The organism is Nesterenkonia natronophila, assembly GCF_003595215.1.
Taxonomy (GTDB): Bacteria; Actinomycetota; Actinomycetes; order Actinomycetales; family Micrococcaceae; genus Nesterenkonia; species Nesterenkonia natronophila.
Genome location: NZ_QYZP01000001.1, coordinates 463,438 through 484,276, shown reverse-complemented (window position 1 = coordinate 484,276; position 20,839 = coordinate 463,438). Strand labels below are relative to the sequence as shown.

The window sequence follows — 20,839 nt, the reverse complement described above, 5'->3', positions numbered from 1 at the left end:
AGCTCTCTGCGGTGCGGTCCCAGGGGCGCCCGGAGGCCCACCCCAGAGAGCTGGCAGTTCCTCTCAGGTCAGGGGCCGGGTCACTGGTCGCCGAAGTCGTTATAGACCTGGCGCGCGACGTCGAGCGCCTCCTCGTCAGCGGGAACCAGGCCATTGATCTCGTAGACGTCATAGAGGGGGTCACCTTCCTCCAGGTCACCGGACTCAGCGAAACTCAGCCATGCGTCGACCAGCAGCTCGAGCTCTTCGTCGGTGAACTCGTCAGAGGCCACAATGCCGTCGTTGGGGATTGGCCCCGCCCAGGCGAAGACCACAAGTTCTTCCCCAACATCCGGGTTGTCGTCAACGATGTTTCCTCGCGCATCGTCGAAGGAGGTTCCGATGGTGAATTCGTCATTGTAGACCGCCTCGACCGCTTGATCGTGGCCTCCCGCAAACTGGGCGTCAACCTCAACGCCGAGCTCGTTGAGCTGGGTCTGTGGGAAATAGAATCCGGAAGCGGAGCCTTCTTCCACGAAGGCAATGGGGGTCCCGTCTTCAATGAGTTCCAGGGCCTCTTCCCCCATGGGACCGTAATCGGCCAGTTCACCGGACTCTTCGTCGAGGATGCCGTTGCAGAACAGGAAGCCGTCCTCGTCAGCGACGGGTTCGTCGTCCAAGCAGTAGGTATCGGGATCATTGGTGAACCACTGGGTCACATACGTGTCGGAGCCAAAGCGCAGCGACTGGAGGATAGGGGTGCCGCCAGCCTCATCCTCGGCCTGAATCATGCCGATCGGTCCGGACATCAACAGCTGCACATCTCCTGACTGCATTCCCTGGATGACCCCCAGGTAGCTGTCGGCGAAGAAGATGTCGACGGGGAAGCCGTCCAGCTCCTCAGAAAGCTGCTCTGCCAAAGCCTGGGCGTTCTCCTCCTCAGCCTCAGTAGCGGAGTCAGTGGCCGGTACCAGACCAATGGTGATGGAGTCGACGGATTCGATCTCACCGGCAGCTTCACCTGACTCATCACCGTCGTCGCCTCCGTCGGCACCATTTTCAGCATCATCCACGTCAGTGACATCGTCGTCGTCATCATCGCCGGTGACATCGTCCTGGTCGCCGGCGCAGGCTGCGAGAGAGAGGGTTAAGACGCTGGCCAGCGCAAAGGCTGACTTGGTGTTCATACGCATGTAGGTGGTTCCTTCGAAGATCAGTCAAAGTGCGGGTGCGGGTGCCGAGGCGAAGCCGTACCAGCCCCCGCCCGGAACAGTCTCCGGGTGCAGTGCCCGGAAGCCTCACCTCACTCTAAGTTGCGCCGAACCTGGCCACAACCTGAAAGCGTGCTTTTCGGGCAGGTGTCATTCAGAGTTAACCTCCAGCAGCCGGGAAGCCGGTTTGAGGGCCTTCAACCGGCCCAGCGGAAAATGATCGGTGCTGACTGCTCGAAGCTCCACACTCGGTGGTCGGGATCACCGAGACCGGTGCTGAACCGATCAATGAGTACGGTGGCTCCGCCCAATGCATCCACATGAGCCAAGTCATTGGCCCAGATGTCCCCCACAGAAAGAATTTCAGTCTGGGGAACCGGATGCGGACCAGCGCGGCGAGCCTGTTCAATCGTCTGCGGCATACCGAACGGTTTCTGTGCAGAATTGATGACCGCGTCGAAGCTGTTCTGCAGACCCAGTGCTTCCAGCCACACGTCAAAACCCTCCGCAGGAGCATTCGTGGCCAACACGGCGCTCAGACCGGACCCGCGCAGTTCCTTGAGTAGGGCGGCAGCTTCGGGTGGGGCGTGCACGTCTGTGTTGTCCAAGCCTTTTGCGAGTAGGTTCCGACGCGCCTGCCGAAAAGCGAGGCCGGTGTCCTCATTGGTCAGTCCTGCCTGAGTCGCCAACAGCTGAACCAGCTGGTATCCGTCCTGCAGGGGCCAGCTGACCGGGTGCGCCTTACCGACACTCGGGGCCGGGTCAGTGCTGACTGCAGCTGGGGTGCCAGCGGCGTCATACTGAATATCCTCCACCAACAGGAGGTTCTGTGCGAAGGCGGCCGTGACCGCCTCCCGCACCGTCCGCTCCCGGGTGCTGCCCTGGGTGCGCTGCTCCAGGAGTTCGTCGACCTGTTCCGCATAGGCCAAGACGGGGTCGTCCCCGAGGCAGAGTGTGCCGTCGAAGTCCAGCAGCAGCAGCCTGTGCGATGTCACAGCTGAGGTCTCGCCTCCAGTTCGACCGGTTATTTGATGGATTGGCCGGCCGAACCGAGACGCTGCGCCGCTTCGACCACACGGTGAGCCATGTTCTCCTCGGCGGCTTTGCCCCAAACGCGCGGATCGTAGGTCTTCTTGTTTCCGACTTCACCGTCGACTTTAAGCACACCGTCATAATTTTTCAGCATGTGGTCAGCCACCGGCCGGGTGAAGGCGTACTGAGTGTCGGTGTCGATGTTCATCTTAATGACCCCGTAGCTGACCGCGTCGGAGATCTCCTGCTCGGTAGAGCCGCTGCCCCCGTGGAAGACAAGGTCGAAGGGATTCTCCTTGCCGTACTTCACCGAGGTCTGCTCCTGAATGTCTTTCAGAATCTCAGGACGCAGCTTCACGTTTCCGGGCTTGTAGACTCCGTGCACATTGCCGAAAGTCAGCGCCGTGATGTACCGACCTTTCTCCCCCAGGCCGAGGGCCTCGATGGTGGCGATGGCGTCGTCGACGGTGGTGTAGAGCTTCTCGTTGATCTCATTCTCCACACCATCCTCCTCCCCACCGACCGTGCCGATCTCTACTTCAAGGATCTGCTTGGCGGCGGCGCTGCGCGGCAGCAGCTCGGCGGCGATGCGGAGATTCTCTTCAAGGGTCTCAGCGGAGCCGTCCCACATATGGGAGTTGAAAACTGGGTCACGGCCCGCTTTGACTTCAGCTTCTGAGGCTTCCATCAGCGGGATGACAAAGTCATTCAGCTTGTCCTGCGGGCAGTGGTCAGTGTGCAGTGCAATATTCACGCCGTAGTTCTTCGCGACCTCCTTGGCGAAGGCGGCGAAACCGAGCGAACCAGCCACCATGTCTTTCATGAAGGGACCCGACCAGTAGGCCGCTCCCCCGGTGGAAACCTGAATGATCCCGTCTGACTCGGCGTCAGCAAATCCTTTGAGGGCTGCGTTGAGTGTCTGGGAGCTGGTGACGTTGACCGCTGGGTAGGCGTAGCCACCGGATTTGGCCGAGTCGATCATTTGGTTGTACTTGTCAGGGGTTGCAATGGCCACGCTGAGCTCCTTCGACGTTGAGTCTGACGGCGCAGCGCGGCGAGCTGGCCTCCCCTCTGGGCGGTGCCATGAGCCCGCCGGACATGGAGAAGTGAGGTCGCAGCGCTGCTGTCCTCCATCCTATGGCAGGCCGCGCAGCTTGTCAGAGTCCTCGACTCTGAGGCGCGACGATCGAACATGCCACGGTTGCGCAACAGCTGGCACCACGGACGTGGGCGGCCGCCTCGACGTGGGCCATCCGTCTGCGTTACGGCAGCCCGAGCAGGCGCAGTCCGGCGGCGGCAGCAGCCCCGGCGATGACCACCACAATGAAAGGAGCGCGCAGGAGCAGTGCTGCAGCGGCGGCAGCTAAGGCCCCGATACGGGCGTCGAACAGAATCCCCGCACCCTCGGAAAAGGTGTTCATCGCCACCAGGGCGGCCAGCAGGGCGACTGTCATCGTGCCCGAGATTCGCGTCACCAACGGGTGGCTGAGCCAGCTACCCGGCACCAGATAGCCAACAAGCTTGGTGGCGTAGGCCACGGCACAGGCAAGCAGCACCCATGTCCAAAGACTCACCGATGACTCCTTCCACAAGCAGCGGACTTGCGGAGTCCGGGCCGCCTCGGCGAGGGGCTGAAGCGCTCCCTGCGAGCTGAAATGAGCCCCCACCCCACCGCCACCGCAGCGGCCACGAGGATTGGTACACCTGCGGGCACCACAGGCATGATGATCACGGTGATCAGGGCCGCCAACACAGCGAGCGCCCACGGTTCACGCGATCGCAACCGCGGCCAGAGTAGACCCAAGAAGGCAGCGACGACGGCTCCGTCGAGCCCCAGTGCCTCAGGTTCTGCGATGAAGTCACCCAGCACGGCGCCGACCACCGTGGCTACGTTCCACCCGAGGTAACACGCGATTCCGGTGATCCAGAAACCGCGCCGCTGTTCAGCGGCAGTTTCCTGCACAGTGGATGTCGCCATCGTCTCGTCAATGGTCAGCTGGGCAGCGACCAACTTCTTGAAACCCCGGGGGTTGAGCAGCGCCTTGAGTTGGACCGCGTAGATGGTGTTGCGCAGACTCAACAGAGTCGCACCACCAAAGGCCGACGCCGGGGCCCCGCCCGTTGTCACCACCCCGATGAACGCGAACTGCGAACCGCCAGTGAACATGAGTGCGCTCAGCGCAACGGTTTGCCAAAGCGTCAGCCCCGACGCCACCGAGAGTGCGCCGAACGAAACGCCGTACAAGGAGATGGCCGCGGCAATCGCCAACCCGGTCTTCGCGGCCGGACTGGACCGAAACAGCGCCTCCTCATCGTTGCCCACACAGCAATATTAGTGAAGATACTGCCCGACCAAGTTCCCGGACAAAGAGGCTGGAAGGTCAACATGCCCAACAAAGACACCCTCAATGGACCTGGACTGCGCGGTCATTGCCGAATTCAGGTCGGATGCCCGGCGGCAGAAAGGTTGAACCCCCCGACCCTCAGCCTGATGCGCTAGCGTACCCCTGTGCATGTAGGTGTGTTCGACTCCGGAATCGGCGGAGAGGCCGTTGCCGCAAGGCTGCGCGAGCTGCTGCCGCAGGCCCACGTGGTCACCGCCCACGATCACCCCAACGTGCCCTACGGCAGCCGTTCGGAGGATGAGGTCTACCGGCTGACCAAACAGGCCATTCAACCTTTGCTCAGCGCCCGCTGCGCAGTGATCGTCCTGGCCTGCAATACAGCCACCGCAGCGGCGATCGACAGACTGCGCGTCGATTACCCCAATACTGCCTTTGTAGGCCTGGAGCCCATGGTCAAGCCGGCGAGCACTCTCTCAGCGTCGAAGACAATCGTGGTCTGCGCAACTCCAGCGACCCTTCTTAGCCAGCGGTACCAGCGCTTGAAGCGGGACTGGACTGCAGGCATCACCGTAATCGAACCGGACTGTTCGGTCTGGGCCGAGATCATCGAGACCCGAAGAGCCGACCAGGTGGATCTGGATCCGGTCATCAGGGCTGTGCAGCGTGAGGCTGCGGATGTCGTGGTACTGGCCTGCACCCACTACCACTGGATCAAACTCCAAGTAGAAAGCGCTGTTGGCTCTCACGTCACGGTGCTGGAGCCCTCTGATGCCATCGCTGCGCAAATCCGCCGCATCACCTCAGCAATAAGAGGTCACTGACCGCCCTGTACTCGCGACTCAGTCAACAATCAGAACCGCCCCGGGAATGAGCGTGGCCTCCACCACGGTGCCCACTGCAACGGAAGACCGTTCGGAGTGAAGCTCCTCACCGTCAGCGAAGACCGGCACCTGCGGAGGGACTTCAACGCGGACGTGACGGATTTGCCGAGTGGTTAGGGGCTTCAGCAAGCGATGCATCCGCAGCATCAACACCGGAAAAAGCGTCACCATCCCTGCGCGACTCAGCGGCTCAATGTGCGAAACCTCGGCCCAGCCGTCATCAATCCTTGCACGAGGAGCCAGTGGGATGCCTCCACCGATCGAACTGCCGTTCTGAATGCAGACAAGGGAAGACTTCTGGCGCACTCCCGGACCGGAGTCAAGCTGCAGCACAAACTCCACAGCGCGGAACTGCGGCACCTCCTGGGCCAAAGCCACGAGATACCGCAACTTCCGGGGTACCCTGCGTTGGGCGTTGGCCCGCTGATTGACCTGCGCGTCGAAACCGATGTTCACCGAGTTGGCGACCCATAGGACGCGGACAGGGTTGTCGTTCCGCTCCAGCACATCGGCCGATTCGATACAATCGGCGCTGGGGCCGGTGTCTGATTGGCTCGATCGGGCGCGCGAGACCTTCAGCCGCATAGCATCGACCCTCCGGACCGGAAGTTCATGCTGTGTCAGGGCCTGTAGCACCCGGTGGAGCGCATGTGCATGCCGCCGCGGGATGTCCGCGGCCCGAGCAAAGTCATTGCCGCTTCCAGTGGGAACGATTCCAAGCGGGATCTCCCGCTGGGCCACCAGATTCACGCCGAGCCCCACCATTCCATCTCCCCCGAAGACCACCACGGCGTCGACACCCTGCTCCACCACAGCTTTGGCTTCGCGCAGCTGCTCTTCCTGGTCAGTCGGGTCCGGGACCACCAAGCCCAGGTTGGGGCCGCCGCGCGCACGAAGGTCCTTCAGTGTGCTCGGCAGCCAGGTTTGGCGACCAGTACCAGGATTCAGCAGTACCAGCACACGACGGGCACTCCTGCCGGCACCGTCCGCAGAACTCGTCACCTCCACACTCGAAATCGCCCCCTCAATGTGTTGGGTCTGACGATATTACTTGCTGCGTTATGGTGCTGTTGTGGACGAACAGACTCATGAGCGGGTGCGGGACCTCGTAGCCGCGGTGCCACCCGGCAGAGTCGCGACCTACGGAGACATTGCCGCAATCGCTGGCCTGGCCACTCCCCGGATTGTAGGACGGATTCTGCGCGAGGATGGCTTCGACCTACCCTGGCACCGGATCATTCGTGCCAACGGAGTCCCGGCACCACATCTGCTCACAGAACAGTTGGAGCGTCTGCGCGCTGAAGGGGTCCTTGCCGTGGACTTTCGGATCGATCTGAAGCGGTATCGATGGGATCCGAATCGCGAATAGTCTCTCGCCGGAACCCCCCGAACGCATGAGGTTACCGCGGTGCGGCGTGCTGCCGAACCCAGGAATGCATTGCGATTCCCGCGGCCACGCCCGCATTGATGGAACGGGTGGAGCCGAACTGGGCGATCGAGAGGGTCGCATGCGCCGCCCGCCTGATCGGATCACTGAGCCCGGGGCCCTCCTGGCCGAAGACCAGCACACACCGCTCCGGCAGTGGGTATGTCTCCAGCGGGACTGAGTCCGGAAAAAGATCAATACCCAGGACGACGACGCCGGCAGTGTTTGCCCACGCCAGGAACTCATCCACTGTCGCGTGGTGCCTGATGTGCTGATACTTATCTGTCACCATGGCGCCGCGTCGGTTCCACCGCTTCTTGCCGATGATGTGCACTTCCTGTGCGAGAAATGCGTTAGCGGTTCGAACCACTGTGCCGATATTGAAATCGTGCTGCCAGTTCTCAATAGCCACATGGAAGCCGTGCCGCTTGGCATCCAAGTCCGCCACGATTGCCTCGTGACTCCAATAACGGTAGGGGTCAATCACATTGCGGCGGTCCCCATGACGGAGAAATTCCGGGTCGAAACGATCATCCTCCGGCCACGGCCCCTCCCAGGGACCGACCCCCACCTCACGCTCTGCTCCCTCGATGTCAGGATTGGGGCGGGCACCTGCGCCCGCGGCCTCGTCGTTTTCTGAGCTGGTCTGATCCACCTGATCACCCTACTCCGGTGGCGGATCTGCTCGATTGGGCTCAGTTCGATAAGCTCATGGCATGGGTCATGTGCAGAATCCTCTGGAAATCCTGGGTCTCGACCAGCTGAGACGCCGAAAATCTATGAAGTGGCGGGCCTTCGGCGACGAGGTTCTGCCACTGTGGGTAGCGGAGATGGACACCCCGCTGGCCGAGCCTGTGGCGGACGCGCTGCGGGAAATGATCGACCTCGGTGATACCGGATACCCGCACACCGCGCCCTATGTGGAAGCGTTCCTGCACTTCGCGCAGCAACGTTGGGATTGGACTCTCACTGCAGACCAGGTCAGTCCCGTCCGTGATGTGATGACAGGGGTGGTTGAGGCACTCAAGCTGGTCGGCGAACTCTGGGACACCGTGATCGTGTCCTCTCCGGTCTATCCGCCCTTCTTCACGCACCCAGTCAGCGCCGGGCGGCGTGTGGTGGAGGCCCCCCTAGGCGCCGACGGCCGACTGGACTTCGACATGCTGGAGGAGTCGTTCAATCTGCGCACCACCGGCGGGCAGGCCGCCTACCTGCTTTGCAATCCGCACAACCCCACCGGAGTGGTGCACACCAAGAAGGAGCTGGAGCGACTGGCCCAGCTCTCGGCTGACTACGGAGTCCGCGTCGTCGCGGACGAGATCCACGCCCCGCTGGTCTATTCTGAAGCGACGTTCACCCCCTACATCTCGGTGGACCCGCGCGGCTACTCAGTCATGTCAGCCTCCAAAGCGTGGAACCTGGCCGGGTTGAAAGCCGGACTGCTGATCGCAGGCGCAGAGGCAGCCCCGGAGCTCAACGAACTGGCCCCAGAAACGACTCTGGGTCCCAGCCATGCCGGAGTCATCGCCCAGACGGCCGCCTACGCGGAAGGTCAGGACTGGCTCGACGCCGCACTCACCGGGTTGGAAGACAACCGTGCGCTGCTGATGCGCCTTCTGGCCGAGGCCGCACCTGAGGTGAAGGCCTCTCCCCCGGAGTCCACCTACCTGGCATGGTTGGACTTCTCCGCATACGGGTTTGACGATGAGCCCAATGGTGGAGCCGAGACCCCGCTGATGGGCCCAGCTAAACACTTGCTCTCCGAGGCGAACCTCGCACTGACCCCCGGACACGCTTTCGGCACCGGCGGAGAGCGTCGCGCGCGGCTGAATTTCGCCACCAACCAAGCGGTCCTCACCGAGGCCGTCCAGCGCCTGGGCGCTTCTCTGGAACGCTGAACAGCAGCGCCACCATGGCGAGGGCCCCCATGCCGGCCAACACCAGGTACATGAGCTCCCAACTGCCCAGCAGCTCCGCCAGCCATGCACCCAACGCAGGAGCCACGGCCGCACCCAGCATCACCGGGGCGCTGAACACTCCAGACAGCCGCCCATATGCTCGTGGTCCCCACCGATCGGGGACGGCTGTGGCCTTCAGCAGGGTGGCGATGCCCCTTCCCACGCCCGCGACCATGGCAATCATGATCAGCCACACCGAGTTGGTGGCATCCACCGCAAGGGCCGCCGTACTCACAGCCAGCAGACCGTAAATCCACATGTGCCGGGCCAGCACACTCAGGACCGAACCGACCGTCATCACCAGTCGTGGACCACTCCGATCCAGAATCTTTCCCACCGGAATGCCTAGCAGCGCGGAGACCACCAGACTCGCGGAGTACGCCACCGTGACGGAAGTGGTGGTCCACCCGGTGTCTTCAGCTATGCGTGCTGAGAGAACGGGGAACGCGTAATACAGGATTCCCCATGCGACGATCTGCGTGGTGCACAGCCCCGCCAGGATGACCGGAAGCGCAGGGCGGTCCTGATTCACTCGGGCTCAGAATCCGCTCGGAACTCACTCCAGCCCCAGGTCTGTCTTCGAATAGGCGTAGAAGCAGGGCACTCCCGCATCGGCCTCGATCTTCTCCTTAGCGCCGGTGTCACGGTCCACGATCACTGCTACCGCTTGCACGTCCCCGCCGGCAGCTCTTACGCCTTCCACGGCTTGGAGCGCGGAGCCCCCGGTGGTGGACGTGTCCTCCAGGACCACCACCTTGCGCCCTTCCACGCTGGGACCCTCCACTTGGCGGCCCATTCCATAAGACTTGGAAGCCTTGCGCACTACAAAGGCGTCCAGGTCCCTCCGATCGGCAGCGGCCGCATGGAGCATCGCTGTACCCACCGGATCTGCTCCCATGGTGAGTCCGCCGACCGCTGAGTAGTCGATGCCGGCGTCGTCGAGCATCTTCAGCATCACACGGCCCACCAATGGAGCAGCCTCATGATGCAGCGTGATCCGCCGCAGGTCCACGTAGTAGTCGGCTTCTTTGCCGGAGGAGAGCGTCACACGTCCGCGGACAACAGCGTGGTGGTCAATGAGTTCGCGCAGGCGGCTGACATCCCGGTCAGTCTCCTGGGCAGCAGAGGCGTAAGAAGAGGGCGTCATGGACCCCATCCTATGTGTGTCTGAGGTGCCCCGTCAGACCAAACTCCAAGGACATCTCCAGCCTGAGTTCACCTCGCGGTGACATGGCCCTGGCTAGACTGGCCAGTATGCGCGAGCTTCAGAAAGTCATTATTGAGGAATTGGGCGTCAAACCACACATTGATCCGACCCACGAGATCGACCGTCGCGTGGAGTTCCTCGCCGACTACGCCTCGAATGCCGGTGTTGAGGGATTCGTTCTGGGCATCTCCGGCGGGGTGGACTCCACACTGGCCGGCTACCTGGCACAGCAAGCTGCTGAGACTCTGCGCAATCGGGGAACCGACGCCAGGTTCCATGCCATGCGGCTGCCGCACGGAGTCCAGCATGATGAGGATGATGCCCAGCTGGCGTTGGACTTCATCAGCCCTGATCAGGTGCACACTTTCAATATCGAGAAGTCAGTCACTGGCGTGGACGTGGCCTACCGGGAGGCCTTCGGCAACAGACTGGCTGACTATCACCGCGGCAACGTGAAGGCTCGGCTGCGTATGACAGTTCAGTACGCAGTGGCAGGCGAGAACAACGCTCTGGTGATCGGGACCGATCACGCTGCGGAGTCGGTCACCGGGTTCTTCACGAAGTTCGGCGACGGCGGGGCGGACATCCTGCCGAACTTCACGCTGAACAAGCGGCAGGTCCGGCAGATTCTGCAGCACCTCGGGGTTGATGAACATATCTGGTCCAAGGCGCCCACCGCGGACCTGCTGGACGATACGCCGGGACAGCTCGATGAGACTGAGCTGGGTATCACCTATGACGAGATTGACGACTACCTTGAAGGTCAGCATATCGACGACGACGCCGCCGCGCGCCTCGAACGCCACTACCTCTCCACGCGGCACAAACGCACAGTTCCGGTGAGCCTGTTGGACGATTGGTGGAAGACTGGCTGAGTGAGCTTGTCCTGGTAGGTTGGTCGCGTGAGAATCGCGACATGGAATGTGAATTCGATGCGGGCCCGGGCAGACCGAGTGGAGGCCTGGCTGGAGAAGTCGGACGTGGACGTCCTGGCTATTCAGGAGACCAAGTGCCGGGATGACAACTTCCCCTGGGAGCTTTTCGAGCAGAATGGCTACGAGGTTGCCCACTTCGGATTCAGCCAGTGGAACGGTGTGGCGATAGCCTCTCGGGTCGGGCTGAAGAATGTTGAACGGACTTTCCCTAACCAACCTGCGTTCGGAAAGAACGGCACGGATCCGGTCCAGGAAGCCCGAGCGATTGGTGCTACCTGCAACGGGGTGCGCTTGTGGAGCCTCTACGTCCCCAACGGTAGGGCCCGCGATGACGAACATATGGACTACAAGCTGCAGTGGCTACGTCACCTCCGCGAGAACGCAGAGTCTTGGCTCGCTGAAGATCCTCAGGCTCAGATCGTCCTAGCTGGGGATTGGAACATCGCCCCAGGGGATGAGGATGTCTGGGATATCGATTATTTTGAGAAGAATCAGCTGACGCACGTCACTGAGCCCGAGCGGCAAGCCTTTCAGGAGTTCGAGGAAGCCGGGTTCGCTGACGTGGTCCGCCCACACACACCAGGGCCCGGGGTTTATACCTTCTGGGAGTACACCAGTCTGCGATTCCAGAAGCGCCAAGGTATGCGTATCGACTTCCACTTAGCCTCGCCAGCGCTGGCAGCAAGGGTCAAGCACGCATATGTGGATAAGGACGAGCGTCGTGGAAAGGGCGCCAGCGACCACGCACCGGTCGTCATGGAGCTCGCCTAGCATTTCAGTTATCGGGGATCACGTGGTGTCGAAGTGCCCGGGAAGTGACACCTGGTCCACCGGCACGGAGAAGCAGATTCCGTGAGAGTCCTCACCGTCGAAGATGACATCGTGGACGCAGTCCATGAGGGACTCCACCTTCTCTGTCGGCACCACCATCATGAGCAGCGACTGGGCCCCTGTGAAGCGCACTCCGAAAATGGTTCGGCGAGCGTGAGAGCCGACACCTCGAGCCGATAGCGCGGTCACACCGGTGGCCCCTGCGTCCTCGACGAGCGTGATCGTCCTTTCCTCTTGGTCGTCGGGCGTCACCACGAACACCACGCTGTGCGCCATTATGACTCCTGGGGGAGATTGGAGGCTGATGAGGGCCCTGAGCCCACGGCAGTGAGTCTCACAATGCAAGCATAGCTAAGCACAGCGATCACCGGCCCTACGGAAGCAAAGGCGATGAGGCCAAAACCGTCCATCAGCACATCCCGTCCAGGAACCGCAGCTGCCAGACCAATGCCCAGGGCCGTGATTAGGGGGACCGTGATCTCACTTGTCGTCACACCTCCCAGGTCAAAGGCCAGCGGAACCAAGTCTTTGGGAGCCATAAGCATCAGAAGCATTGCTAGCAGGTACAAGGCTATGATGACGGCGACAAACGAGCCGCCGGTGAGGATTCTGAGCACCCCGATACCGATACCTACAGCGACGCCGCAGGCCACTAAGAGACGAAGTACGTTTGACCGGAGGCGTTTCTCGGAGATTTCCTCTGCCTCATCGCCGATAGCCATCAAAGCGGGCTCTGCCAAGGTGGTGGCGAACCCGATAAGCACGCCAAACAGAATGACCAGCGGCACTTGATTTGTGTCGATGAGCTGCTCTGCCATCTGACGCCCCATGGGAAGAAGTCCGAAGTCCAGCCCTATGATGAAACCGTAGAGACCCAGCACCACCAACACAAATCCCACTGTGGCCCCGATCGGGTTGCCCAGTCGCCTGCGCAGCACCACGTACTGGAAGAACAGCACCACCGCGATCACAGGCAACACGTCGCGGACCACGGTCATCAACCCAACCACGATATTGAGCCACTGGAGCTCACTGCCCTGAGCATCCGTCGTCGTCAGCGCCGTCGGCTCAGCAAACTGGTACACCACAATTCCGTAGAGCTGCACGCTGATCATGGGCACCATGACGCACAGCGCTACGAGCCCAAACCCGTCTGCAAGGCGGCTTCTGCCGCGTATCGAAGTGGCCATCCCGATACCGATCGCGGCTATCAGTGGCACGGTGACGACATTTGTGGTCACACCGCCAGAGTCATAGGCGAGGCTGGCGACCTCCTGAGGTGAGACCAGCGTCAGCGCAAGAACTACACCGTAGCCGACCAGAAGTACTCGGTGCAGAGGCCAACCCACAAAGACACGTATGGCTCCGAGCACCATCACCGCACCCACGCTGAGTGCGATCACGAACCGAAGCATCAGGCTGTTGATCCGTCCTGAACTGACAAGCTCCGCCTGGTCTGCGACCGAGATGAGCGCAGGTTCCGCAATGACCGCGGCGAACCCGATACCGAAGCAGAAAGGCAGCAGCTTCCAAAGCGAAGCGGTTCTTACCAATTTGTTGGTGATGGACTTCCCCACAGGAAAGACGCTGCGCTCTAATCCCTCGAGGAAGAGCGCGATGCCTACCGCCACGACCAGCAGCCCTAAGAGGATGGAGAGGGCACCCTCAGGAACTTGCCGGAAGACCGCGGCCTGGAAGAGGACTACTACGGCCAGAATCGGCGCTAATGCTTTGAGCGCATGGACAAATCTGCGCCGCAAGGAGTGCAGCAGCTTCACCTCAGCTCCCATCTGCGCAACTGCTGCACATCGACTGTTCGCTTCTCGCTCTACCAGGATAAGTGGGGCTCAACCACAGATGTGGCCTCTTGCGCCTTTGCGACCTTCGGCCATACGCCTTGCCATGCCTTTCCCTATGTTCATGCGACACACGAATCTCCATGCATGGCGCCGAAGACGATGGCCATCAAGAGCGACAACCGGGTGCACCACGGCAGCGTCGCGAATGAATATGGGCTAGGGTCAGCGAGGTTGAGCCATCTCGGTCAAGTTCATCGACCACCCTGCCTCTCACTGAGTCTGGGGTATCCGGAATATGGAGGGTTGGAGCGCAATGACGAGGACGCATGCCTATATCGCATGCTTATTTGTGGTGTTTTTCTATTCGGGGAACATCCTTGTTGGCAGCGCGCTCAATGAGCTTCCTCCGATCACCGTGGCATTCTTCCGAGTGCTTATCGCCGCGGTAGCGCTATTGCCCCTGGGATGGCAGTCAGCGTGGCGATATAGGTCGGCATTTCGCCGGCATCTCGGCCCGCTGCTGCTGCTGACCATTACTGGTGTGACCTTCTTCAACACCTTCATCTACACAGCCTTGCAGTTCACTTCCGCTACCAACGTCTCGGTGCTGGAAGCAGTCATCCCTGTGGCCACCGCACTGCTGAGCGCGTGGTTGCTGCGCGAACGCTTGCGCTTGGTGCAGTGGACCGGTGTCCTGGTCTCATTCATTGGAGCTCTGTGGGTGGTCATGGGCAGCGTCACTGACCACCTGTTTGGAGGCTGGAACGTCGGAGACCTCGTAATGGTCGGCGCAATCGTGTCCTGGGCTTTGTACTCCATCGCCGTCAAGCGATACATACACCTATTCCCCGAATACGGCACCCTGCTCGTCATGACTTCATTGTCAGTGGGGTTACTCGCGCCACTGGTGGCGATGGAGTGGACCGTGATGGGAGTCCCAGAGTTTGGGTACTGGGCCCATTGGGCGGGTCTAGCCTACCTGGGCATCTTTCCCTCCGTCATTGCGCTCCTCCTGTACAACCGGGCAGTACGGGTGCTGGGGGCATCCCAGGCTTCGGTCTTCCTGAACTTTCTCCCAGTGGTCACAATGATCGGTGCCACTCTCTTCCTCTCCGAGACCATTGCTGCGGCCCAGATCGCCGGTGCAAGTCTGGTCATCGCCGGAGTCCTCTTGACCACGCGTGTGGCACGGAAACGACCATGACCCAAGTATCTGGGCGTTCAGGACAATGCGGATGGTGTATCGAATAATCAGCGTATTCCGGTATCTGGAGCCATCACCGCGGACTCGAAGAGAATAGCGCCCGAATCAGCAACACGTTTATGACCCAGTACCCATCCCCGGAGAGATCCTCCATTTAAACGACTGAAACCCCTGGTTTCCCAGGGGTTTCAGTCCCGTGACACCGGCTTTTCGTGGCTCCGAACGGCGTCGATCCGGTGACCTTTCGAGCAAGAATGAGCCGATATCAAGAGTTATTGCGGGCTGTCAGGTTCTTCGGTAACTCTGAACGAGAGCGTGGACTGCTTGCGGGTCAGCTCAGTTCCGGAGCCCGCCGTCGCTTGTTTTGTGCTTCTAGTGCCGCTGCCAACCTGAATCCAGTCGCCTCATCGTACGGGCGTGTCACGAGTTCCACTCCAGCTGGGACGCCTTCGTCGGTGAAACCGCCTGGCACTGTGATAGACGGGAGCAGCGCTTGTGAGGCGATCAAGGTGTTCGTCGGGAAGCTCAGTACCGTCCACTCATCGCGTTCCTTGTTCGAAGGTGCAGGAACGCGAGTTACTGGGTAGGTAAGTGCATCCAACGAATGCTGGGCCATAATGTCGAGGATCACCCTAGTGAACTCATCCCGTGTTACATACCGGCGCGTGTAGTCAGGGTCATTCTCCGGTTCTTCAGGGCCTTCTACGACAGCTTCGAGCAGGTCTAATTGCTTGTGATACCTGCCCTCCGCAACGATGTCCGCGACGCGCAGGTGACTAAGTGATTTGCGCTCTTTGAGGTAGAGGTCGATATCGTGTCGAGAACAAGCTACATATTGGCTAGTGTCGACCAGATATTCCATAAGGTCGGGGATCTGGACCTCGACTATTTCAGCGCCGGCGGTCTTTAGATCGTCTACCGTCCTACGTGTCAGCGCATTCATGGCGGCACCTCGGGGGTCTTCCTCGTCACCGAGTGCGTTCGTAACCAATCCGATACGGGCTCCTTGCATACCGCCGCTCAGTGACTCTCGATATGAAGCGGGGGGGCTACCCAAGGTTGCCGAAACAGAGTATGGGTCGCCTTTGTCGTACCCGGCGATGACGTCGAAGACTGTGACAGCGTCCTCGACCGACCGAGCCATTGGGCCGACGGTGTCCTGGAAAGCCACGAGGAACCCAGTACCAGAGCGTGGCACGACCCCGGGGGTTGAGCGGATACCAACCAAGTTGCAGAAGGAAGCTGGAATTCGAACTGAGCCACCGCAATCGGTGCCTAGACTAGCCACTGCCAGGTTCGCTGCCACCGCAGCGGCTGACCCTGCGCTGGACCCGCCAGGGTCGTGATCAAGTTTGTAGGGGTTATTGGTCTCTCCGCTGACTGAAGAGTAAGACCACCACGATGTCGCGAAGTCTGGCAAAGCCGATTTGGCAATGATGATTGCTCCAGCCTCTTGCAACCGGGCAACTGCTACCGCGTCCTGCTCGGGCCGGAATCCCAGTAGCGCCTCGTTGCCACAGGTGGTGTCCATGTCTGCGGTGTCGATGTTGTCCTTTACCACCACAACCACACCATGAAGGGGGCCAGCGAGCTCGCCAGTCTTCCGCAAGTGCTCATCAAGCCCTTCAGCACGATGCAAGGCAACCTCGTTCGTGGTGATAATCGAGTTGAGCTTGGGCCCCGATTTATCGATCTCGTCAATACGCTTCAGATAGTCTTGCACCACTGCCCTAACGGTCAGCTCTTTAGAAGAATACGCCTCACGCAACGTGGCGATCGAAATCTCGTCTAGTGAAAATTGTGATGCAGACATCAGTTTGATCTCCTTAAAGGGGCGTGCCGCCCTACGACATCTCGGTCAGTAACCGACGCCTTGCGGAAGGCGCAAACTGGCCGCCTAGACTGGCTGCCATGGATATGACCTAAATCACTCTACACAGAGTACCTGGTGAGGGCTCGGTGCAGTACGCGCCAAGACCGTAGCTCTACATCCACACGAGCCAGGGGACGACTGCAGGGGACACAGGTATGCTCGGGGTGACAAGGAAGGAAGCCTCCGATGAGCCAGCACGACCGAACCATCGATCTCAACATCGACGGCGGGGAGAGCCTGGGCCGGTGGCAATTAGGTGCCGACGAGGCCCTGGCTCCGCTGGCCTCTTCAATAAATGTCGCCTGCGGTTGGCACGCTGGCGACCCGGCCACCATGAGCGATTCAATCCGTTTAGCCAAAGACCATGGACTCGCGCTTGGATCACACCCTGGTTTCCCTGATCTCGTTGGGTTCGGACGCCGACAAATGGCTTTTTCCCCTGTTGAAGCGGCGCAAGCAGTGATTTACCAAACTGGGGCACTGCGGGCCCTCGCTGATCAGCAGGGGGCTCCGCTGCGCCACGTTAAGGCCCACGGCAGTCTCTACGGAATGATGATAAGGGACGACAACATTGCTGACGCCGTCGCCGATGCGGTCGGCGAGATGGACCCTGAACTCATCCTAGTTCTCGAGGCCGGGCAGACTGCTGAGCGACAGCGGACCCGTGGTCATAGAGTCGCCGCGGAGGCTTTCGCCGACCTGGAATACACCGACCAGGGCCACATTCTCATCGATCCTCAAAACCAGCGCAGGGACCCTCAATGGTGCGCCGACCGTGCCCGCCAGATTCTGGCTGGGGCTGTCCGATCTGCTAACGGAATCGAGACGCCTATTCAGGCAGACACTATCTGCCTACACTCTGACAGACCCGGCGCAGAGGATAACGCCCGGGCAGTTGCCGCAGCGATCAGGAACTCAGGAATGACCATTCGAGCTCTTGACCCCACGAATCTATAAACAAGCCGAGCAAGGTACCGGAGGGCGTCTGTGCTTCATTCTACGAAGCTCTAAAGAACACCGAGTCTGGGGTGACAAACGTCCACTATGGAGCGGCGCGCACCGGCCTACCCGGTCACTGTGAGTCGTCCTGCTGGTTTGAACGCGTAGCAGTTCACAGAAGCATCGATGTCATCGGGATAGCCCCTTGGGCGAAATGGGGTAGCTTCACTAGCCGTGTTGCGTTGCCGGAGCTCGACAGCAGAACTCGGCCGCGGTATAGACCCGCTTTCGGAGACTTCTAGAATTGTCTCCCGCTGAACTGCGGTCGAAAAGGTTCTCCTGGTCGCGTCGTGCGGTCCCAAAAAGTTGGGATGAGAAGGTCAGGAAGTCATCCCCTGAGAGGCCTGAACCGACGACGCGGATGCTGGAGGCTGACCAGAGTCTCCATATGCCTTCGGTGCCGAAGGCTTCCACTTCCTAGATGAAGGAATGGTACAGGCTCCCACCAGTACTACCCGGAACCCTGGGCCTGGTTCAACGCTTCAATCGCAGGGGCAGCTGCGTCTTCCGCGGGAGTATCCTACCGTACTCCCCCAATTGAACCCGTAAAACCGACGTCTCTATACAGTACCGGCATCGTGACTGAGGATCAGGACTTGATGCGGAGGCTGATTTTACGGAGTGAATGGTGGACGGGGTCGGGAGCCGTCGTTCCCGCCCCCCACGTTTCCGTCGCCTCCGTTATCTGGCGGAGTCATGTGCAGGACTAGATTCACCGGGGCAGACCATCGGGAGGACCGTCCCGATCGGTTCCGAGCCGCGGCTCGTATCTGGTAAGTGCCATCGAGTCCACGGAACGAGGCTTGGCCGCTCACCTGTTTACCGGTGGGATCAGCCGGGATCCAGTCAGTCTGTTCAGTGCTGCGACCTAAGAACGGTTCCCCCTCGCGAACCACCTCGAATAGCAGCCGCAGGTCCTGACCGTTCGGGTCGGCGGAGCTCGCGCGCAGGCGGGCTTGCTGCTGGGTACCGACTGGGTTGTTGCCGACCTGGGTGGCAGTGAGCTGGGTCGGTCTAGCGGGTGGCTCCACAGTGTCGGGGTCCGGGACGCAGTCCAGTTCGATTGTGTAATGCGGCATATCGTCTGATGGCGTAAACGGACAGCCGGAGTCGATCTCGATGGTCAGCACGTCTCCGGCCTCGGCTTGGAACGACCATGCCCGCGGTGGTGTCGGTCTGCCCTCGATGAACCGCCGGTCTCGCGGGCTCTGCAGCCTGCCGGCCCCGTCCAAACGCGCCTCGACCTCCCACGGCTCGGCCAAAGTGCCCGCCACCACGCTGACCTGAATGTCGGTGGTCGTCCCAGGAGAGACCCGGAGTTGCTCGGTGATCAGGGTTCGACCGCGGCGTTCAGGTTCGAGGGTGCGGAACTCAGCCTCACCACTCGCATCACCGATCCTGACAAGGAAACGTCCTGGTTCAAGCAGTCCGCGCGTGGTCCGGGTCAGTTGCTCCCGACAGACCGCACAGAACTGGGCCATGTGGTTATCGTGCGGCAGTGAGTTCATTGCACAATCCTGCGCGGGGCGCCAGATGCCTCGCCCGAAGTACCCTCCGCCCTCGACGCCGGTGATTGGGTGCTGGTTCCACGACGGCAGATGATCGGGATTGCGGATCCACCGGTCCCATCGTGGAAACCTCAAAGCCGCACCAACCCTGCCGAGGGCGCCCGCTTGGACTGGTTGGCTCTCCAGATTCGCGGCGAGCCGCTCTTGGCCACGGTATGTGTCCTCGTTGTTCTGGTCGTATTCGTCGGCAAGATTACCCAGCACGGTGTGGCCGAGTTCATGCAGGAGCAGGTTGGTGAACGCTTCTAAGTCTTTGTCACCGTCTTGGTCACCGCGCAATGGCAACAGCACCACGTTGCCCATCGCCATCGCTCGTACACGTCTGCTATCAGCACGCGCCTCCTCGAACTGTTGAGCTTCTCGGTGGGCGATGAAGACAAGGATTGTGGTACCCGAGGCCGCCTGTTCGGCCGACCTGCCGATCGCGGCCAGGCGGGCCAAGTTGCCCAGGCTAGCCCTGTACCCTGAACCGTCCCGATGTGCGCCGACGACAAAATCTCCATCCCGGCTCTGCTCTGGCCGCAGCTCCCAGAGATGCAGCACGGACTTAAAACTGTGGAACGGTTCGTTTACTCGTTTCTCGTCCGGCTGATACAGGCGGTCGCGGGCGGCCTGCACATACTCGTCGAACTCATCGAGGTCGGTTGGATCAAAACCGTCGGGCACTAAGACGATGTTAATCCCGTCAGGCAATACCTCGCGGGTCGGAACGAGGCGTTCCGGTGTGGCTGTTCGCGCTGCCTCCCGGTTGTAACGAGCCGTACTGAGGAAGCCAAGTTCATCCCGCAAATCGCTGTCAGCGAGCTCGCCGTCAACCTCGTCCTTCCACTTCAACAGCGACTCAAAGATCTCGCCTCGCCGGTTCGTATCCAGATGCGGCTCGTCGATCTCCGGATCAGGTTTCTCATTCGCTGAAAACTTCGCCCGCAGTCGCAGGTACACATCCACCCGCACACTGATTCCAAGGGCGCCACCGACCTTTCCCAGGGTGCTGATCCTGGTCCGGAACTGGTGGCGATCGGCGTTCATGGGCGGAAAGTATGCAGTAATCGCATCGGGGCCGGCTGCTCGAACCCCCGGTGGTCGGCTCAAGTCGACCCAGGTGCTCGACGGGCTCATTCGCAGTGTGCTCTCCAGGACCCACTTAAGGCCCTTCGCCAATTTCCTAAACGGTAGGGTCATGATCCTGCGGTATGTGCGCGTGATTTGCTCTACCGGGTCAAGGTCGGTGAGTTTCGGGAATGGGTTGTCGGGATCCGGTGGTGGCACCGGCCCTGGTCCCGGTGGTTCTGGAGTTGGGGCCGGCTCTGTGTCGTCATCATCCTCTGGGTGATTAAATCCGGTGACTGCCGCATGAGTGAACTCAGCCCCGATAAGCTCGGAGGCCGCCGGCCACAACGAGTGCAGGAAACCGTTCAACCACTGGATGTCTTGGCTCTGGGTGGACATCGGACCTCCCGGGTCTGGCACCCGGGGCGGTCTGCGCGATGATCGCATTTCTAACCGATACGACCTTCGGAGGACGCGAACCCCCTATGACAACGGTTACCAACCGCCGGGGACCGAAATCAGCCCAGCGAGTGGCCTACCG

The 20,839-nt window shown here is 60.9% G+C and carries 20 protein-coding genes; 7 read left to right on the top strand and 13 right to left on the bottom strand.

Translation table 11 applies throughout. The annotated features are described in order from the left end of the window. Positions 1–80: 80 nt before the first annotated feature. The 5 genes from D3250_RS02270 to D3250_RS02250 all read right to left on the bottom strand — a co-directional run bounded on the left by D3250_RS02270 (position 81) and on the right by D3250_RS02250 (position 4,545). Positions 81–1,172 carry a phosphate/phosphite/phosphonate ABC transporter substrate-binding protein gene (locus D3250_RS02270; RefSeq protein ID WP_119901720.1) on the bottom strand — a complete coding sequence of 364 codons (1,092 nt, stop codon included), beginning with the start codon at positions 1,170–1,172 and terminating at the stop codon, positions 81–83. A gap of 215 nt (positions 1,173–1,387) precedes the next feature. Further along, a complete protein-coding gene (locus tag D3250_RS02265; protein WP_158583044.1) occupies positions 1,388–2,185 on the bottom strand; it encodes an HAD family hydrolase in 798 nt (265 codons plus the stop codon). Positions 2,186–2,214: 29 nt separating this feature from the next. Beyond that, on the bottom strand, positions 2,215–3,237 hold the full coding sequence (gene fbaA, locus D3250_RS02260; RefSeq protein ID WP_119901718.1) for a class II fructose-bisphosphate aldolase: 1,023 nt from the start codon (positions 3,235–3,237) through the stop codon (positions 2,215–2,217). A 247-nt stretch (positions 3,238–3,484) separates the two neighbouring features. Further along, positions 3,485–3,796, bottom strand: coding sequence for an AzlD domain-containing protein (locus D3250_RS02255; RefSeq protein ID WP_119901717.1), 312 nt, complete (start codon positions 3,794–3,796; stop codon positions 3,485–3,487). Further along, positions 3,793–4,545: an AzlC family ABC transporter permease gene (locus D3250_RS02250; RefSeq protein ID WP_192892545.1), complete on the bottom strand. Its 753-nt coding sequence runs from the start codon at positions 4,543–4,545 to the stop codon at positions 3,793–3,795. Before D3250_RS02250 ends, D3250_RS02255 begins: the two co-directional genes overlap by 4 nt. Positions 4,546–4,731: 186 nt before the next feature. On the opposite strand from D3250_RS02250, the gene D3250_RS02245 reads away from it, so the two are divergent. Continuing rightward, the gene (locus D3250_RS02245; RefSeq protein WP_119901716.1) at positions 4,732–5,388 is read left to right on the top strand and encodes a glutamate racemase; all 657 of its coding nucleotides are present in this window, start codon (positions 4,732–4,734) and stop codon (positions 5,386–5,388) included. A gap of 18 nt (positions 5,389–5,406) precedes the next feature. On the opposite strand, the gene D3250_RS02240 is transcribed toward D3250_RS02245, so the two are convergent. Further along, positions 5,407–6,450: a diacylglycerol/lipid kinase family protein gene (locus D3250_RS02240; RefSeq protein WP_158583043.1), complete on the bottom strand. Its 1,044-nt coding sequence runs from the start codon at positions 6,448–6,450 to the stop codon at positions 5,407–5,409. A gap of 70 nt (positions 6,451–6,520) precedes the next feature. Here D3250_RS02240 and D3250_RS02235 point away from each other — a divergent pair, with 70 nt between their 5' ends. Then, on the top strand, positions 6,521–6,817 hold the full coding sequence (locus D3250_RS02235) for an MGMT family protein (protein WP_119901714.1): 297 nt from the start codon (positions 6,521–6,523) through the stop codon (positions 6,815–6,817). Positions 6,818–6,848: 31 nt separating this feature from the next. Here D3250_RS02235 and D3250_RS02230 read toward each other — a convergent pair whose 3' ends face one another. Further along, complete coding sequence (locus D3250_RS02230; RefSeq protein WP_119901713.1) at positions 6,849–7,529, bottom strand: TrmH family RNA methyltransferase; 681 nt, start codon at positions 7,527–7,529, stop codon at positions 6,849–6,851. 61 nt (positions 7,530–7,590) lie between these two features. On the opposite strand from D3250_RS02230, the gene D3250_RS02225 reads away from it, so the two are divergent. Beyond that, positions 7,591–8,772 carry a MalY/PatB family protein gene (locus tag D3250_RS02225; protein ID WP_119901712.1) on the top strand — a complete coding sequence of 394 codons (1,182 nt, stop codon included), beginning with the start codon at positions 7,591–7,593 and terminating at the stop codon, positions 8,770–8,772. Here D3250_RS02225 and D3250_RS02220 read toward each other — a convergent pair. Both D3250_RS02220 and pyrE read right to left on the bottom strand, forming a co-directional pair. After that, complete coding sequence (locus D3250_RS02220; RefSeq protein ID WP_225973087.1) at positions 8,729–9,364, bottom strand: MFS transporter; 636 nt, start codon at positions 9,362–9,364, stop codon at positions 8,729–8,731. The genes D3250_RS02225 and D3250_RS02220 overlap by 44 nt on opposite strands. Before the next feature lie 24 nt (positions 9,365–9,388). Further along, a complete protein-coding gene (gene pyrE, locus D3250_RS02215) occupies positions 9,389–9,988 on the bottom strand; it encodes an orotate phosphoribosyltransferase (RefSeq protein ID WP_119901711.1) in 600 nt (199 codons plus the stop codon). A 98-nt stretch (positions 9,989–10,086) separates the two neighbouring features. Between pyrE and nadE the strand changes: the two genes are divergently transcribed. Next, complete coding sequence (gene nadE, locus D3250_RS02210; RefSeq protein WP_119902248.1) at positions 10,087–10,914, top strand: NAD(+) synthase; 828 nt, start codon at positions 10,087–10,089, stop codon at positions 10,912–10,914. A gap of 27 nt (positions 10,915–10,941) precedes the next feature. After that, on the top strand, positions 10,942–11,745 hold the full coding sequence (locus D3250_RS02205) for an exodeoxyribonuclease III (protein WP_119901710.1): 804 nt from the start codon (positions 10,942–10,944) through the stop codon (positions 11,743–11,745). Between the two features lie 18 nt (positions 11,746–11,763). Here the strand turns inward: D3250_RS02205 and D3250_RS02200 are convergent, their stop codons facing one another. Together D3250_RS02200 and D3250_RS02195 are read right to left on the bottom strand one after the other, a co-directional pair. After that, complete coding sequence (locus D3250_RS02200; protein ID WP_119901709.1) at positions 11,764–12,081, bottom strand: P-II family nitrogen regulator; 318 nt, start codon at positions 12,079–12,081, stop codon at positions 11,764–11,766. Beyond that, positions 12,081–13,595: a DUF1538 domain-containing protein gene (locus tag D3250_RS02195; protein WP_119901708.1), complete on the bottom strand. Its 1,515-nt coding sequence runs from the start codon at positions 13,593–13,595 to the stop codon at positions 12,081–12,083. The genes D3250_RS02200 and D3250_RS02195 overlap by 1 nt, the downstream gene beginning before the upstream one ends. Before the next feature lie 322 nt (positions 13,596–13,917). Between D3250_RS02195 and D3250_RS02190 the strand changes: the two genes are divergently transcribed. Beyond that, a complete protein-coding gene (locus tag D3250_RS02190; protein ID WP_119901707.1) occupies positions 13,918–14,808 on the top strand; it encodes a DMT family transporter in 891 nt (296 codons plus the stop codon). A 331-nt stretch (positions 14,809–15,139) separates the two neighbouring features. Here D3250_RS02190 and D3250_RS02185 read toward each other — a convergent pair whose 3' ends face one another. Next, on the bottom strand, positions 15,140–16,621 hold the full coding sequence (locus tag D3250_RS02185; protein WP_119901706.1) for an amidase: 1,482 nt from the start codon (positions 16,619–16,621) through the stop codon (positions 15,140–15,142). Between the two features lie 246 nt (positions 16,622–16,867). Here D3250_RS02185 and D3250_RS02180 point away from each other — a divergent pair, with 246 nt between their 5' ends. After that, a complete protein-coding gene (locus D3250_RS02180; protein WP_119901705.1) occupies positions 16,868–17,638 on the top strand; it encodes a LamB/YcsF family protein in 771 nt (256 codons plus the stop codon). Between the two features lie 656 nt (positions 17,639–18,294). On the opposite strand, the gene D3250_RS02175 is transcribed toward D3250_RS02180, so the two are convergent. Next, entirely contained in the window at positions 18,295–20,697 is a 2,403-nt protein-coding gene (locus D3250_RS02175; RefSeq protein ID WP_158583042.1) for a M64 family metallopeptidase, read from the bottom strand. Between the last annotated feature and the right edge of the window lie 142 nt (positions 20,698–20,839).

What these genes read in the sequence shown, in the direction of transcription:
- D3250_RS02270 (WP_119901720.1), bottom strand. Translation starts at nt 1,172, where the DNA reads ATGCGTATGAACACCAAGTCAGCCTTTGCGCTGGCCAGCGTCTTAACC.
- D3250_RS02225 (WP_119901712.1), top strand. Translation starts at nt 7,591, where the DNA reads ATGGGTCATGTGCAGAATCCTCTGGAAATCCTGGGTCTCGACCAGCTG.
- pyrE (WP_119901711.1), bottom strand. Translation starts at nt 9,988, where the DNA reads ATGGGGTCCATGACGCCCTCTTCTTACGCCTCTGCTGCCCAGGAGACT.
- nadE (WP_119902248.1), top strand. Translation starts at nt 10,087, where the DNA reads ATGCGCGAGCTTCAGAAAGTCATTATTGAGGAATTGGGCGTCAAACCA.
- D3250_RS02200 (WP_119901709.1), bottom strand. Translation starts at nt 12,081, where the DNA reads ATGGCGCACAGCGTGGTGTTCGTGGTGACGCCCGACGACCAAGAGGAA.
- D3250_RS02195 (WP_119901708.1), bottom strand. Translation starts at nt 13,595, where the DNA reads ATGGGAGCTGAGGTGAAGCTGCTGCACTCCTTGCGGCGCAGATTTGTC.
- D3250_RS02190 (WP_119901707.1), top strand. Translation starts at nt 13,918, where the DNA reads ATGACGAGGACGCATGCCTATATCGCATGCTTATTTGTGGTGTTTTTC.
- D3250_RS02185 (WP_119901706.1), bottom strand. Translation starts at nt 16,621, where the DNA reads ATGTCTGCATCACAATTTTCACTAGACGAGATTTCGATCGCCACGTTG.
- D3250_RS02180 (WP_119901705.1), top strand. Translation starts at nt 16,868, where the DNA reads ATGAGCCAGCACGACCGAACCATCGATCTCAACATCGACGGCGGGGAG.
- D3250_RS02175 (WP_158583042.1), bottom strand. Translation starts at nt 20,697, where the DNA reads ATGTCCACCCAGAGCCAAGACATCCAGTGGTTGAACGGTTTCCTGCAC.